At 42.0% G+C, this 13204-nt stretch carries 13 protein-coding genes; 5 read left to right on the top strand and 8 right to left on the bottom strand.

Annotation, left to right across the window (positions count from 1 at the left end):
- The first annotated feature begins 25 nt into the window (after nt 1-25).
- The 3 genes from SP4011_RS10715 (at nt 26) to SP4011_RS10705 (ending at nt 3383) form a co-directional block, all read left to right on the top strand.
- Nucleotides 26-1219, top strand: coding sequence for an OFA family MFS transporter (locus tag SP4011_RS10715; protein WP_338619302.1), 1194 nt, complete (start codon nt 26-28; stop codon nt 1217-1219).
- A 195-nt stretch (nt 1220-1414) separates the two neighbouring features.
- Nucleotides 1415-2401 (top strand): rhodanese-related sulfurtransferase, encoded by a 987-nt coding sequence (locus SP4011_RS10710; RefSeq protein WP_001030028.1) that lies wholly within the window; start codon nt 1415-1417, stop codon nt 2399-2401.
- A 121-nt stretch (nt 2402-2522) separates the two neighbouring features.
- Nucleotides 2523-3383, top strand: coding sequence for a DUF4299 family protein (locus SP4011_RS10705; protein ID WP_338619301.1), 861 nt, complete (start codon nt 2523-2525; stop codon nt 3381-3383).
- 223 nt (nt 3384-3606) lie between these two features.
- Here SP4011_RS10705 and SP4011_RS10700 read toward each other — a convergent pair whose 3' ends face one another.
- The 5 genes from SP4011_RS10700 to SP4011_RS10680 all read right to left on the bottom strand — a co-directional run bounded on the left by SP4011_RS10700 (nt 3607) and on the right by SP4011_RS10680 (nt 7850).
- Complete coding sequence (locus SP4011_RS10700; RefSeq protein WP_338619299.1) at nt 3607-4671, bottom strand: DUF6574 domain-containing protein; 1065 nt, start codon at nt 4669-4671, stop codon at nt 3607-3609.
- Between the two features lie 62 nt (nt 4672-4733).
- Nucleotides 4734-5645, bottom strand: a complete 912-nt coding sequence (locus tag SP4011_RS10695) for a DUF4097 domain-containing protein (RefSeq protein ID WP_338619298.1) — start codon at nt 5643-5645, stop codon at nt 4734-4736.
- Nucleotides 5638-6231, bottom strand: a complete 594-nt coding sequence (locus SP4011_RS10690) for a DUF1700 domain-containing protein (protein WP_000198699.1) — start codon at nt 6229-6231, stop codon at nt 5638-5640. The genes SP4011_RS10695 and SP4011_RS10690 overlap by 8 nt, the downstream gene beginning before the upstream one ends.
- Complete coding sequence (locus tag SP4011_RS10685; RefSeq protein ID WP_000273855.1) at nt 6218-6544, bottom strand: PadR family transcriptional regulator; 327 nt, start codon at nt 6542-6544, stop codon at nt 6218-6220. The genes SP4011_RS10690 and SP4011_RS10685 overlap by 14 nt, the downstream gene beginning before the upstream one ends.
- Before the next feature lie 139 nt (nt 6545-6683).
- The gene (locus SP4011_RS10680; RefSeq protein ID WP_000744881.1) at nt 6684-7850 is read right to left on the bottom strand and encodes a CynX/NimT family MFS transporter; all 1167 of its coding nucleotides are present in this window, start codon (nt 7848-7850) and stop codon (nt 6684-6686) included.
- A 154-nt stretch (nt 7851-8004) separates the two neighbouring features.
- Between SP4011_RS10680 and SP4011_RS10670 the strand changes: the two genes are divergently transcribed.
- Both SP4011_RS10670 and SP4011_RS10665 read left to right on the top strand, forming a co-directional pair.
- The gene (locus SP4011_RS10670) at nt 8005-8835 is read left to right on the top strand and encodes a glycosyltransferase (protein ID WP_001291457.1); all 831 of its coding nucleotides are present in this window, start codon (nt 8005-8007) and stop codon (nt 8833-8835) included.
- 85 nt (nt 8836-8920) lie between these two features.
- Complete coding sequence (locus SP4011_RS10665) at nt 8921-10771, top strand: nucleoside-diphosphate sugar epimerase/dehydratase (RefSeq protein WP_338619297.1); 1851 nt, start codon at nt 8921-8923, stop codon at nt 10769-10771.
- Nucleotides 10772-10882: 111 nt separating this feature from the next.
- Here SP4011_RS10665 and SP4011_RS10660 read toward each other — a convergent pair whose 3' ends face one another.
- From SP4011_RS10660 to sdaAB, 3 genes are read right to left on the bottom strand one after another with little or no spacing between them, the layout of a single operon-like run.
- Nucleotides 10883-11515 carry an HAD family hydrolase gene (locus SP4011_RS10660; protein WP_338619296.1) on the bottom strand — a complete coding sequence of 211 codons (633 nt, stop codon included), beginning with the start codon at nt 11513-11515 and terminating at the stop codon, nt 10883-10885.
- A 21-nt stretch (nt 11516-11536) separates the two neighbouring features.
- A complete protein-coding gene (gene sdaAA / locus SP4011_RS10655; RefSeq protein ID WP_000500041.1) occupies nt 11537-12409 on the bottom strand; it encodes an L-serine ammonia-lyase, iron-sulfur-dependent, subunit alpha in 873 nt (290 codons plus the stop codon).
- An 8-nt stretch (nt 12410-12417) separates the two neighbouring features.
- Nucleotides 12418-13089, bottom strand: a complete 672-nt coding sequence (sdaAB, locus tag SP4011_RS10650; RefSeq protein ID WP_000838912.1) for an L-serine ammonia-lyase, iron-sulfur-dependent subunit beta — start codon at nt 13087-13089, stop codon at nt 12418-12420.
- Between the last annotated feature and the right edge of the window lie 115 nt (nt 13090-13204).

Below are 13204 nucleotides of genomic sequence, written 5' to 3'. Positions count from 1 at the left end.
AGAAATTTTACATGAGGTTATTCAAATGAAAAAAACACCCAATCGATGGTTAATTTTGGCAGCAGCCATTTTAACGAATCTATCTCTAGGTGCTGGTTACGCCTGGTCAGTTTTTCAAAAGGCGCTGCTAGAAACCAATTCTAGTCAAGGATGGGTTCAATCCCAAACTTCTTTGGCCTTTAGTATTTCTTTTGCAATGGTACCTGTTGGTATGATTATTTTCGGTCCTAAGGTTGATTCAGCAGGACCTAAGAAATTTGTATTCCTAGGTGGTATTCTCTTCGGTGCTGGTATGTTTGCTACTGGATTTGCTACTTCTCTTCCAGTCCTTTACCTCACTTACGGGGTTGTCCTAGGACTTGGTATTGGTTCAGCTTATGGAGCATCTACTTCAGTTGCCACTAAGTGGTTCCCAGATAAAAAAGGTTTAGCTGGTGGTTTGACAGCAACAGGTTTCGGGTTAGGCCCGCTCATTATCGGTCCAGTTGCCAAAGCTTTGATTGCTTCTATGGGTGTTTACTCAACATTCAAAGTATTGGGTATCATTCTTCTAATTGTTATTTGCACTTCTTCATTGGTAATGGAGAAAGCTCCTGCAGCAGCGCCGGCAGCTGGAACAGCTCAACCAGAAGGTAAAACTTATAAAGAAATGCTTCGTGATGGAAATTACTGGCTTCTATGGTTGATTTACGTTCTCGGTGCTACTGGTGGAATGATGATTATCGGTACTGCAGCATCAATTTCTGACCAGTATAAACTTGTAGGAGAAGCTACACTCTTCGTTATGCTGGTATCTATCGCTAATACATTTGGTCGTATCTTCTGGGGTACGGTATCTGATAAGATTGGTCGCTATCCTACCGTTATTGCCATGTTTGGAGCGGTTGCTACTGGTTTGTTGCTCACAGCCTTATTCAAAGGTCCTGGAAGCATCTTGGCCATCCTTGGAATTATGATGGTTGCCTTGTCATTTGGAGGCTTCCTCGGTTCATTCCCAGGAATTACTGCTGAAAACTGGGGAGTTACATACGTAGGGACAAACTATGGATGGATGTTTACTGCTTATGGCGTAGCTGCTATTGCTGGTCCTCAATTAGGAGCACGTCTTGCACAGGCAAACCAAGGAGATTATACAATGGCCTTCTTTATCGTTATCGGCATGGCTATCCTTGGTATTCTACTCCAACTGTTCTATATGGCTAAAGCTAAAAAAGTTTAAAAATGAATCCTTGGAAAATCCAAGGATTTTTTAAAATATGATTGATACTAAGTGTAGTGTACAAGAAATTTTTTTCTAAATTGAAATATAGCAATTTCCAGTCAAATAAATTGCATTCGTTTTCTCAAGCAGGTATACTAGTATGGATAAATAAAAAATTTAGAAAATTTAAGAATAGAAAAGAGAACAAATCTTATGGCAAAAGATATTCGTGTCTTACTTTACTACCTTTATACTCCAATTGAAAATGCAGAGCAATTTGCTGCAGACCACTTGGCTTTCTGTAAATCAATCGGCCTTAAAGGCCGTATCCTAGTCGCTGACGAGGGAATTAACGGAACAGTTTCAGGTGACTATGAAACAACTCAAAAATACATGGACTACGTTCACAGCCTCCCAGGCATGGAAGACCTCTGGTTCAAAATTGACGAAGAAAGTGAACAAGCCTTCAAGAAGATGTTTGTTCGCTACAAGAAAGAGATTGTCCACCTTGGTTTGGAAGACAACGACTTTGACAATGACATTAACCCACTTGAAACAACAGGTGCTTACTTGTCTCCAAAAGAGTTCAAAGAAGCCCTTCTTGATAAAGATACCGTTGTCCTTGACACACGTAACGATTATGAGTACGACCTAGGACATTTCCGTGGGGCTATCCGCCCAGACATCCGCAACTTCCGTGAGTTGCCACAGTGGGTTCGTGATAACAAGGAAAAATTCATGGACAAGCGTGTCGTGGTTTACTGTACAGGTGGCGTTCGCTGTGAGAAATTCTCAGGCTGGATGGTACGTGAAGGCTACAAAGATGTCGGCCAATTGCACGGAGGAATCGCAACTTACGGTAAAGACCCAGAAGTCCAAGGTGAGCTTTGGGATGGAAAAATGTACGTCTTTGACGAGCGTATCGCCGTTGATGTCAACCATGTTAACCCAACCATCGTAGGGAAAGACTGGTTTGATGGAACACCATGTGAACGTTATGTCAACTGTGGAAATCCATTCTGTAACCGTCGTATCTTGACATCAGAAGAAAATGAAGACAAGTACCTTCGTGGATGTTCACACGAGTGCCGTGTTCACCCACGTAACCGCTATGTTTCAGAACATGAATTGACACAAGCAGAAGTGATCGAACGCCTAGCCGCTATCGGTGAAAGCTTGGATCAAGCAGCTACTGTATAAGATTAAACAGTCCTTAGGGGCTGTTTTTCTATGCTTTTTACTCAAAAATCTAAAGTTTGTTTCTGTATCTTTCAGAAAAATAAGGTATACTGTATGTAAACGATTTCAAAGGAGTCCAGTTATGACGAAAACATTTTTTATTCCAAATAAACAGAGCATTTTAGGAGAACAGGAGATTTTGACTGCCAAGTCGATCTTGGTCTTGGTAGATGGCTTGGAGTCACATAGCTATGATGCAGTCTATCTCCGTCAGCCTCTTAACCGTCTCGAGTCTATCGAGTGTGCGATAGTGGGGCAATCACAATTTCTCTTTAAGGTCAGTTATGCTGATGGTCAAAAGGCTTATCGTGTCGATTTTCCTGACCTACTAACGAAGACAGACTGGCAGATTATCAAAGCATTTTTAGATGCCCTGCTTGCTTATACAGGAACTGAGATTGAAGGGCTAGATGGTTTTGATTTTGAAGCTTATTTCCAAGCAGGTATTCAAGCTCATCTTGCAGACACTGCTGCTCGTTTTACGATTTGCCAAGGAATTTTTAATCCTGTTTTCTTTAGTCATGTGGACTTGAAAAGCTTTTTAGAGGAAGATGGCTTGGCTCAATTTGAAGCGCGTGTACGTGCGCTTCAAGAGACAGATGCCTACTTTGCAAGAGTTTCCTTCTATCAGGATGGAGAAGGGCAAGTGCATGGTGTTTACCATCTGGCTCAAGGCGTCAAGACAGTTTTACCGAGAGAGCCATTTGTACCTGTAGCCTATATTGAGCAATTGCTGGATAAGGAAGTCCAGTGGGAGATTGACTTGGTTCAAATCACAGGAGACGGCTCTAAACCAGAAGACTATGAAGCCATCGCCCGCTTGGACTATGCAAAATTCTTAGAGGTATTACCCCCATCTTTTTACCACCAACTAGACGCCAATCAATTAGAAGTGCAACCCATCTTAGACAAAGATTTTAAAACATTAGCACAAGAAGAGTAAAGCAGAAGCAGGTCAATCGACTTGCTTTTTGATATATAAAAAATCCTGCCATGAAAGACAGGATTGCTACTCAATGAAAATCAAAGAGCAAACTAGGAAGCTAGCCGCAGGCTGCTCAAAACACTGTTTTGAGGTTGTAGATAAGACTGACAAAGTCAGGAACATATATCTACGGTAAGGCGAAGCTGACGTGGTTTGAAGAGATTTTCGAAGAGTATGAAGTTTAAAGAAAGGCCAAGATACGAAGATAATCTCCAATCAGTGCCACCTCAGCTACAAAGAAGAGGAGGATAATGACTCCGTTCACAAGGACAGACAAGAATAACTGATAGAAGGAGTCGGTTTCACTTGCTTGATTTGGTCTTGTAATGATATGAAGGCTAGCAAGCAGGATGATTCCAATGCTAATCACACACAAGAGGGCTGTAAATCGTAGGCTGTCAAAGAAGGCAAAGAAACTAGCAGTAGCAGTGAGGAAGATTGGAATTGCCAAGAGTTGACTATATTGTTGGAGAACCTTTTCTAGCGTCCAGTCCTTTTCTTGGTAGATAAATCGTCTCACAACGAAACTACCCAAGAGGAATGAAAAGAAGAAGAGTGTGGTTGCTACTAGGATAGAGATGATTGAAAAGAGAGTTAAAGGAGCTAGTTGTTCAGGGAAGTGGCTGTTTATAGTTGCTATATGTCCATAGTAAGCATGTTTGATGTGGTAGATACTAAAGAAAAAGGAAGATGCAGAAAACAGAATGAGCAAGAGAAAGGCTGTATAGCTGTGTGTGCTACTTGTTTCAAGATTGTTCGTAGGAGATTTGATTGCTTCCACTAGCCAAGACCAAAAATCAAGCGCTTGCTCTTTCCATTTATCCCTAGATTTTGGAGCTTGGTCGGGGATATAGGGACTTTCTAAAGATTTACTGATAAGAAGGGGCTCTTTCGTGGTTGCTTTTTGCTGAGGAAGAGCTTCTTGGCTTTCTTCAGCCATAGTGACTTTTTCTGTTTCTTTAGAAAGGTCTGGCTCTTCTTCAGTAGAATTAGATGCTTTCTTTTCTTCTATTTCTGTTCTCGCTTCACTGTCTTCAGGCGTTTCAATTGTCTCTTCTTGCTGGCTTTCCAGTTCGACTGCAGCTTGAGAGACTTCCTCCTCTACTTGAGTATTTTTTTCAATTGGTGTATCGAGATCGGCTATCATTTCTTCAGTCTTGTCTGCAACCTCTTGAGCTTGCTCTTCAGGCTTGTTCTTGCTTGTTGTTTTTACAAAATCATTACTTTCAAACCATTCTTGTTTCATGGTAGAACCTCCTTTTTAGTTAGATAAATATGCTTCTATAGTAGCAGATGTAAGCGTTTTTGTCAACGTCTGCTTGGTGTGGATATTAGTTCAATATCATCATCAGATCTCGCAATGAGTTGATCCTTGACATCGGTTTTTTCAGTTTTGTAAGGGTTGCTTAATTCCGTGCCTCTTGATTCAGGCTTTTCTCTTGTGAATTGGAAGATAGAACCGTAGTTACTTGAGATGTCCCAGTTAATTCGTTGGCTTTCTTTCTGGTCTAGGATGATTCTGAAATAATCTTTGGCAGTTAGTTCAACCTTACCATGGACTTGGATATTTTCAGCGTGGAAGTGATTCTCTGTTGACTCTAGCTGACTATCTGTAAGGTCTGTATCAAAGATATTGACGATATTGGGAGTTGTGAGTTTACTGTTTTTGATACGACTTCCTTCAATTCGGAGGATATAGCTGTTTGTATTGAGGGTCGCATTTTCAAGGCTAGCATTTATGATGGTGGTTTGTCCACGATTGCTTGAGATGTTGATCCCTTTTAGAGTTCTCCCTTTTGGCAGTCTGAGAATAACTTCTTCAAAACGACTAGAGTAGCTACTTGCGATATGAAGAATTCCGCCAATTCCAGAAGAGATAAATGGACTTTCAGACAGTTTCTTATCAGTGAGACTCAGAGTTCTATCGTTCTGATTGGTGATAAGATCATGGTGAGCAGAAAGAGATGGATGGTAAGAAATGTGGATTTGATCATCGAAAGAGTCTGTGATGGTCAGCGCGTGTTGGTGGAGAGTGATTTCTAGGTTTTCGACTTCCTTGCCAAAGGTTAGTTCTTCCGTACGGCTATCATAGACAGGTTCTTTGGACAAGGAAAGTAGGCTCTTAATCCCATCAGATTGGATACCTACAAAGAGCAGGATAAAGCCGATAACGGTAGTCACCACACCAAAAATGAGAAATCCTTTTGTCAATTTACGCATGCTGGTCACCTCTCTTTCCTTTTTTAAGAACAAATTGCACCAAGCGAACAATGAGTAGACCGAAGAAGCGAGCTACATAGGAAATACCTAGTAAGACTAGTGAAGAAGCACCGATAGCCAGTAAACCAGAACCGAAAATCAAGATAAAGGCTGATTTGGCTTGGGCTAGGACAGTGAAACTTTCAACTAAAAATAGGAATCCGCCGATGATACCCAGTATGGAAACCGCAAAGAAAGCCAAGATGACAGTCAAGGCTGCCACAAAGATTGCGAACAGGGACACGAGGATGGCGATTCCCAGAGGAATACCGATGGGTGCTGCAAGGAGGGCTAACAAGGCGATATGCAAAATTTGTCGGTTATTTTTTTGAGCAGGTGCCTCATTGATTTTTTTATCGAGAAGATTAGAGAGAACTTCGTGGGCCGCTTCTTTGGGAGTTCCCAAACTAGCAATGAGTTCTTCTTCTCCTTCGACTCCAGCATCGTCAAAGAGTTCCCTGAAATAGTCCATGGCTTCAATTTGGTCAGCCTGAGGCAGTTTTTTGAGATAAAGTTCTAGCTGAGTCAGGTATTCAGTTCTTGTCATGGCGGATACTCCCTTCTATGATGCCATTGATGGTGTCTGTATAGAGTGTCCATTCATCTTTTAGGGTCAAGAGTTGCTCTATACCACCATTTGTCAAGGAGTAGTATTTGCGCATGCGACCTTGGAACTCTCTAGAATAGGTTGTCAGAAAGCTATTGCCTTCCAATTTTTTTAGGATAGGATAGAGTGTGGATTCTTTGATATTAGCGATCAGCTTAATGGTTTGGCTAATCTCATAACCATAAGAATCCCCTTTTTCCAGTACGGCCAAGATGAGAAATTCAATCAAGGCAGAGGATGTTGGAAAGTACATGAGAAACCTCCTTTTCTAATGTGTAAGATTTTTATATATAATTTTTCTACACATACATTGTACATCTAAAAGAAAGCCCTGTCAAGAGAAATGTGTAAAATTTTTATATATAAAAAAACTTCTAGGAAAAACTAGAAGTTTAAAGGATTTTATCAGCTCTATCCACTGTAAAGAGGGCTACAGTCATCAGGATATCGACGAGTAAGAGGGCAGCTACAGCTGGCACCCAAGAGTGGAAAAGGTCAAAACTGTAACCAAATAGCGTTGGCCCAAAGGCTGCTAGGATATAGCCTCCTGTTTGAGAAAGGCCGGACAATTGGGCTGTCTTTTCAGGGGCGCTTGTCTTGAGTGAAAAGTTGACCATGAGATAAGGGAAGAGGGCACTGGTTGCGGTTCCAATGAGAAGATGGATGGCAAGCCAGTAAATGAAATGATTGATTGGGAAAAAGAGCATGGAAATACCGATCACACCAGCCAGTGAAACCAGAGTGAGCATGAGCTGACGGTTGCGAGTAGATAAACTAGTTGTCAGGCTTGGGATGGTCATTGAAAAAGGAATGCTAATCAGAGAGAAGATAGAAGTCAGTAAGCCAGCTTCGTGACTGGATAGGCCTGCATGGATAGCCATTGTAGGTAGCCAGGTCATAGCGGTGTAAAAGAGCAAGGATTGAAAACCTGCAAAGACAATAACTGCCCAGACCTGTTTATTACGCAAGACCTTTGTTTGACTTTTTTGTTTGGTTTGTGGAGCCAGTCTGTGATTATATCGGTGATTAGGCAGCCAGACCAAAAAAGTTGCTAGACAGAGCAGGGTGAGGAGGATGATAAGTCCTTTCCAAGAACTGGCTTGTGTAATAGGCACGGCCAGATAGGAGGCTAGAGCCGTTGCAATCCCCATAGACGTTACATATAAGGTGGTCAGAAAACCAATCTTCTTTGGTTGATTGGCTTGGATAAGACTAGGAAGCAGCACATTGATGACTGCGATGCTTGCCCCAACCATCAAGGTTCCTAGATAGAGCAGGGGCAGATTGATTAGTCGAATAAGTGAGCCAATGGTCAAGAAGAAAAGGCTGTAGGTGAAGAGATGCTCCAAGCCGATTTTCTGAGCCAGTCGGGTAGAAAAGAGTGAGAAGAGGGTAAACATGAGGAGAGGAAGGCTGGTCAGTACACCAAGCGAACTAACTTCTACTCCCAGTCCTTGCGAAATATCTCCCAAAATAATGGGTAAAACAGTAAAAGGAGTTCGCAAGGAAACACCAATTAGTATAATACCTGGAACAAAAAAGAGTGATTGCTTTTTCATATAATACCTCTTCTAGCTGATTTTAATAACAGCTTATTTTAAGGTTTTTTCCTTATAATGTCAAGTAAGGTTTCTGGCTTTCAAGATAAAAATGGGAAAGTCTTGAAAATTATGATAAAATAGTGGAAGGAAATCTATACATTGGAGAAAAACTGTGTCTGAAAAGCAAAAAATCAGCGTATTGATGTCGGTCTATATCAAGGAAAATCCGACATTTTTAAAGGATGCTATTGAGAGTGTTCAAAATCAGACCCTGAAACCGAGCGAATTGGTTCTGGTTGAGGATGGGCCTTTGACACCTGAACTCTATCAGGTATTAGACCAGCTTGAAGCTGAGTCTGATATTCCAGTGAAACGCTGTCCTCTTGAGCAGAATCAAGGTTTGGGTCTAGCTCTTCGATACGGTGTTTTGCAGTGTCAGTATGATATTATTGCCCGTATGGATACAGATGATATAGCTGTTCCAGACCGTTTTGAGAAACAGGTTCAGCTAATGGAGAAGAACAACCTTGACCTATTAGGTGGACATATTGCAGAGTTTATTGACAATCCTGATGAGATTGTTTCTTACCGTCGTGTTCCAACCCAACATGCAGATATTGTAGCTTATCAAAGGATGAGAAGTGCCTTTAACCACATGACTGTCATGTTCAAGAAGGACATGGTTCTCAAGGCAGGCAACTATGAAGATGGGCTTTATATGGAAGATGACCTCCTCTGGCTCAATATGATTGCTGCAGGAGCCAAGACTGGAAATCTGGATCAAATCTTGTGTAAGGTTCGTGTCGGAGCAGGGATGTTTGAGCGTCGTGGGGGACTGCGTTACCTTAAACTCTATCGTCAGGCTCGTCAGCGCATGCTGAAGAGAGGGCAAATTTCTTACATGGAGTATGCCAAGAGTGTTGCCATTCAGATGGTGGTCGCTCTTTGTCCAGGATTTGTCAGACAGTTTATTTTTATGAAACTGTTACGAAAAAGCAATTAAAAGATTGTAGCAAATCGTAAACTGGATAAAAAGTGTTATAATAACAATATAAATATCCAGCTCTTTTAAGGAGGAGTAAATTTCTATGAATAAAAAACTCACAGATTATGTGATTGATCTGGTGGAAATTTTAAATAAACAACAAAAGCAGGTTTTTTGGGGAATATTTGATATTTTGAGTATGGTGGTTTCCATCATTGTATCTTATATCTTATTCTACGGCTTGATTAATCCAGCACCTGTTGACTACATTATCTATACGAGTTTGGCCTTCCTGTTCTATCAATTGATGATTGCATTTTGGGGCTTGAATGCTAGTATTAGTCGTTACAGCAAGATTACGGACTTTATGAAAATCTTTTTTGGTGTGACTGTCAGCAGTGTTTTGTCTTATGGAATCTGCTATGCCTTCTTGCCACTCTTCTCCATCCGTTTCATTATTCTCTTTATCTTGTTGAGTACCTTCTTGATTTTATTGCCACGGATTACTTGGCAGTTAATCTACTCTAGACGCAAAAAAGGAAGTGGCGATGGAGAACACCGTCGAACCTTCTTGATTGGTGCTGGTGATGGCGGAGCCCTCTTTATGAACAGCTACCAACATCCAACCAGTGATTTGGAACTTGTTGGTATTTTGGACAAGGATTCTAAGAAAAAGGGTCAAAAACTTGGTGGAATCCCTGTTTTGGGCTCTTATGACAATCTGCCTGAATTAGCCAAACGCCACCAAATCGAGCGTGTTATCGTTGCGATTCCGTCGCTTGACCCGTCAGAATATGAACGTATCCTGCAGATGTGTAATAAGCTGGGTGTCAAATGTTACAAGATGCCTAAGGTTGAAACGGTTGTTCAAGGTCTTCACCAAGCAGGTACTGGCTTCCAAAAAATTGATATTACGGACCTTTTGGGCCGTCAGGAAATTCGTCTTGACGAATCGCGTCTGGGTGCAGAACTTACTGGAAAAACAATCTTGGTTACGGGTGCTGGTGGCTCAATCGGTTCTGAAATCTGTCGCCAAGTTAGTCGCTTCAATCCTGAACGCATCGTCTTGCTCGGGCATGGGGAAAACTCAATCTACCTTGTTTATCATGAATTGATTCGCAAGTTCCAAGGGATTGATTATGTACCAGTTATTGCCGATATTCAAGACTATGACCGTCTCTTGCAAGTCTTTGAGCAGTACAAGCCAGCTATTGTTTATCATGCGGCTGCCCACAAGCACGTTCCTATGATGGAGCGCAATCCAAAAGAAGCCTTCAAAAACAATATTCGTGGAACCTACAATGTTGCTAAGGCTGTTGATGAAGCCAAGGTTCCTAAAATGGTTATGATTTCGACAGATAAGGCGGTTAATCCACCAAATGTTATGGGAGCAACCAAGCGCGTGGCTGAGTTGATTGTCACTGGCTTTAACCAACGTAGCCAATCAACCTACTGTGCGGTTCGTTTTGGGAATGTTCTTGGTAGCCGTGGTAGTGTCATTCCAGTCTTTGAACGCCAGATTGCTGAAGGTGGGCCTGTAACGGTGACAGACTTCCGCATGACCCGTTATTTCATGACCATTCCAGAAGCTAGCCGTTTGGTTATCCATGCTGGTGCCTATGCCAAGGATGGAGAAGTCTTTATCCTTGATATGGGTAAACCAGTCAAGATTTATGACTTGGCTAAGAAAATGGTCCTTCTAAGTGGACACACTGAGAGCGAAATTCCAATCGTTGAAGTTGGAATCCGTCCAGGTGAAAAACTCTACGAAGAACTCTTGGTATCCACCGAACTGGTTGATAATCAGGTTATGGATAAGATTTTCGTTGGTAAGGTTAATGTCATGCCTCTAGAAGCCATCGATAAAAAGATTGAAGAGTTCCGAACTCTCAGAGGAGATGAGTTGAAACAAGCCATTATCGCCTTTGCCAATCAAACAACCCACGTTGAATAAAAAAGAAAAACGCATATTATCAAGTTGTTCATAAGAACCTTGGTAATATGCGTTTTGTTATGTATAGATTACCTCATTTTCTTCTGAAATGGGGTTGTCGCTCAGTCTATGTTATTGAAAATACTCCAAAACTTCTATGGGTTTGTGAGCGATATAATCAGGCTGATAGTTTAGCAAGTCTGCTTGCTCTCCAAATCCCCAAGTGACGGCCAATTTCTGAATGCCTGTTTCTTGAGCTCCAAGCATATCAAACTTGGTATCTCCGATGATGATGGCTTGTTCCGGTGCTAGTTGATGTGTCTGCAAGGCTTGGCGAATGACATCTGCCTTATGGGGTGCTTCAGAGCTAGAACCATAAATTCCATCAAAGAAATGATGGATCCCCAAGTTTTTAGTCATGTCTTGAGCGGTTGGAGTATTCTTTGTAGTGGTGATGTAGAGAGGGTAATTCTTGGATAGTTCTTGAAGTAATTCTACAATCTGAGGGAAAAGTTGAGCTTCATAGATGCCTTTTTCCTTGTAGTAAGAACGGTATATCTGCACAGCCTCAGCGATTTGTTCTTTGGGCAGGCAGGTCGCAAAACTACTTTCAAGAGGCGGTCCCATAAAACCACGAATCGTTTTGGCATCAGGGCTAGGCACCCCCAGCTCCTTAAAGGTATGGGTAAAGGAATTGTGAATCCCGATAGAACTGTCGACGAGTGTTCCATCCAGATCGAAAAAAATCGCTGTGATAGAGGTCATGGTTTCTCCTATTTGATAAGCTTATTCTCCGAAAATTTCTTTTTGAAGGCGACGACCAGTAGGGGTGGCAGCGAGTCCACCTTCAGCTGTTTCACGAAAGGCAGTTGGCATGCTTGCTCCTACTTGGTACATGGCATCGATAACTTCATCCACAGGGATTTTAGATTCGATACCTGCCAAAGCCATGTCTGCTGCGATAAAGGCAAAGCTAGCTCCCATGGCATTACGTTTAACACAGGGAACTTCAACCAAGCCGGCAACAGGGTCACAGATGAGACCTAGCATATTTTTAATGACAAAGGCAATGGCCTGACTGGCCTGATAAGGTGTTCCACCGGCAGCTAGAGTCAAGGCTGCAGCACTCATAGCAGAGGCCGAACCAACCTCGGCCTGACAACCACCTTCAGCACCTGAGATAGAGGCATTGTTTGCGATGACTAGTCCAAAGGCACCAGCAGCAAAGAGAAAATCCAGTTGTTGCTCATGGCTGAGGTCTAATTTTTCAATAGCAGCAGTGAGAACGGAAGGGAGACAGCCAGCACTTCCGGCGGTCGGAGTGGCACAAACCAAGCCCATTTTGGCATTGTGTTCATTGACTGCGATGGCATTTCGGGCAGCAGAGAGAATCGTGTAATCTGATAAAGTTTTTCCGTTTTTGATGTAGTGATCCAGTTTGGCAGCATCTCCACCTGTCAGACCACTACGAGATTTATTTTCATTGAGGCCGAGTTGGACAGAGGCTTTCATGACTTCCAGATTGCGTTCCATGAGAAGGAAGACTTCTTCACGTTCGCGACCGGTCAATTCAAACTCTGTTGTAATCATGAGTTCTGCGACATTTCCTTGAAAGTCCAGATCTGCTTGCTCGACCAATTCTTTGATAGAATAAAACATGCTTCCTCCTATTTAAAGAAATTGACATTGTGGAGATGAGGGATTTTTCGAATTTCTTCGATGGCCTCATCACAGTTGCGACTGTCAACTTCGATAATCATAATAGCTTTTTCACCAGCTTTTTCACGAGTAACATTCATCTGGGCGATATTGATACCATAGCGTGAAAGGGCCTCCGTTACGAGGGCAATCATACCTGGAATATCTTGATGAACGATGATGATAGTCGGTGTATTCATATTGAGAGAGACGGCAAAGCCATTGAGTTCGGTGACCTGAATATTCCCTCCACCGATAGAAATACCAGTTACGCTGATGGTCTTGTGGGCATTCTTGACGGTAATTTTAGTGGTGTTTGGATGAGGAGCATTACTGTCTTTTTGAATAGTCCAGACAATCTTGATACCACGCTTGTGGGCAATTTCAAGACTATTTGGGATTTCAGGATCATCTGTATCCATGCCCAAAATACCTGCAACAAGAGCTAGGTCTGTCCCGTGACCACGATAGGTTTTAGCGAATGAGTTAAAAAGTTGGAATTCGACTTCTGTCGGAGTATCATCAAAAATGGAAGAGACAATCTTCCCAATACGAACAGCACCAGCGGTATGGCTACTAGATGGGCCAATCATAACTGGTCCGATGATATCAAAGACAGATTGAAAACGAAGTGATTTCATCAGTTTCCCCTTATAAAAATTCTTATCTCTATTATATCAAAGAATAAAGGTCTTGACTTTAATTGTGGATGAAAACCTTTCTAATACCTCAAATAGCATAAAAATAGTATCTTTT

The organism is Streptococcus parapneumoniae (assembly GCF_037076355.1).
Classification (GTDB): domain Bacteria; phylum Bacillota; class Bacilli; order Lactobacillales; family Streptococcaceae; genus Streptococcus; species Streptococcus parapneumoniae.
The sequence above is the reverse complement of the archived record's forward strand: the minus strand, read 5'-3'. Positions and strand labels throughout refer to the sequence as shown.

What these genes read in the sequence shown, in the direction of transcription:
- SP4011_RS10715 (WP_338619302.1), top strand. Translation starts at nt 26, where the DNA reads ATGAAAAAAACACCCAATCGATGGTTAATTTTGGCAGCAGCCATTTTA.
- SP4011_RS10710 (WP_001030028.1), top strand. Translation starts at nt 1,415, where the DNA reads ATGGCAAAAGATATTCGTGTCTTACTTTACTACCTTTATACTCCAATT.
- SP4011_RS10705 (WP_338619301.1), top strand. Translation starts at nt 2,523, where the DNA reads ATGACGAAAACATTTTTTATTCCAAATAAACAGAGCATTTTAGGAGAA.
- SP4011_RS10700 (WP_338619299.1), bottom strand. Translation starts at nt 4,671, where the DNA reads ATGAAACAAGAATGGTTTGAAAGTAATGATTTTGTAAAAACAACAAGC.
- SP4011_RS10695 (WP_338619298.1), bottom strand. Translation starts at nt 5,645, where the DNA reads ATGCGTAAATTGACAAAAGGATTTCTCATTTTTGGTGTGGTGACTACC.
- SP4011_RS10690 (WP_000198699.1), bottom strand. Translation starts at nt 6,231, where the DNA reads ATGACAAGAACTGAATACCTGACTCAGCTAGAACTTTATCTCAAAAAA.
- SP4011_RS10685 (WP_000273855.1), bottom strand. Translation starts at nt 6,544, where the DNA reads ATGTACTTTCCAACATCCTCTGCCTTGATTGAATTTCTCATCTTGGCC.
- SP4011_RS10680 (WP_000744881.1), bottom strand. Translation starts at nt 7,850, where the DNA reads ATGAAAAAGCAATCACTCTTTTTTGTTCCAGGTATTATACTAATTGGT.
- SP4011_RS10665 (WP_338619297.1), top strand. Translation starts at nt 8,921, where the DNA reads ATGAATAAAAAACTCACAGATTATGTGATTGATCTGGTGGAAATTTTA.
- SP4011_RS10660 (WP_338619296.1), bottom strand. Translation starts at nt 11,515, where the DNA reads ATGACCTCTATCACAGCGATTTTTTTCGATCTGGATGGAACACTCGTC.
- sdaAA (WP_000500041.1), bottom strand. Translation starts at nt 12,409, where the DNA reads ATGTTTTATTCTATCAAAGAATTGGTCGAGCAAGCAGATCTGGACTTT.
- sdaAB (WP_000838912.1), bottom strand. Translation starts at nt 13,089, where the DNA reads ATGAAATCACTTCGTTTTCAATCTGTCTTTGATATCATCGGACCAGTT.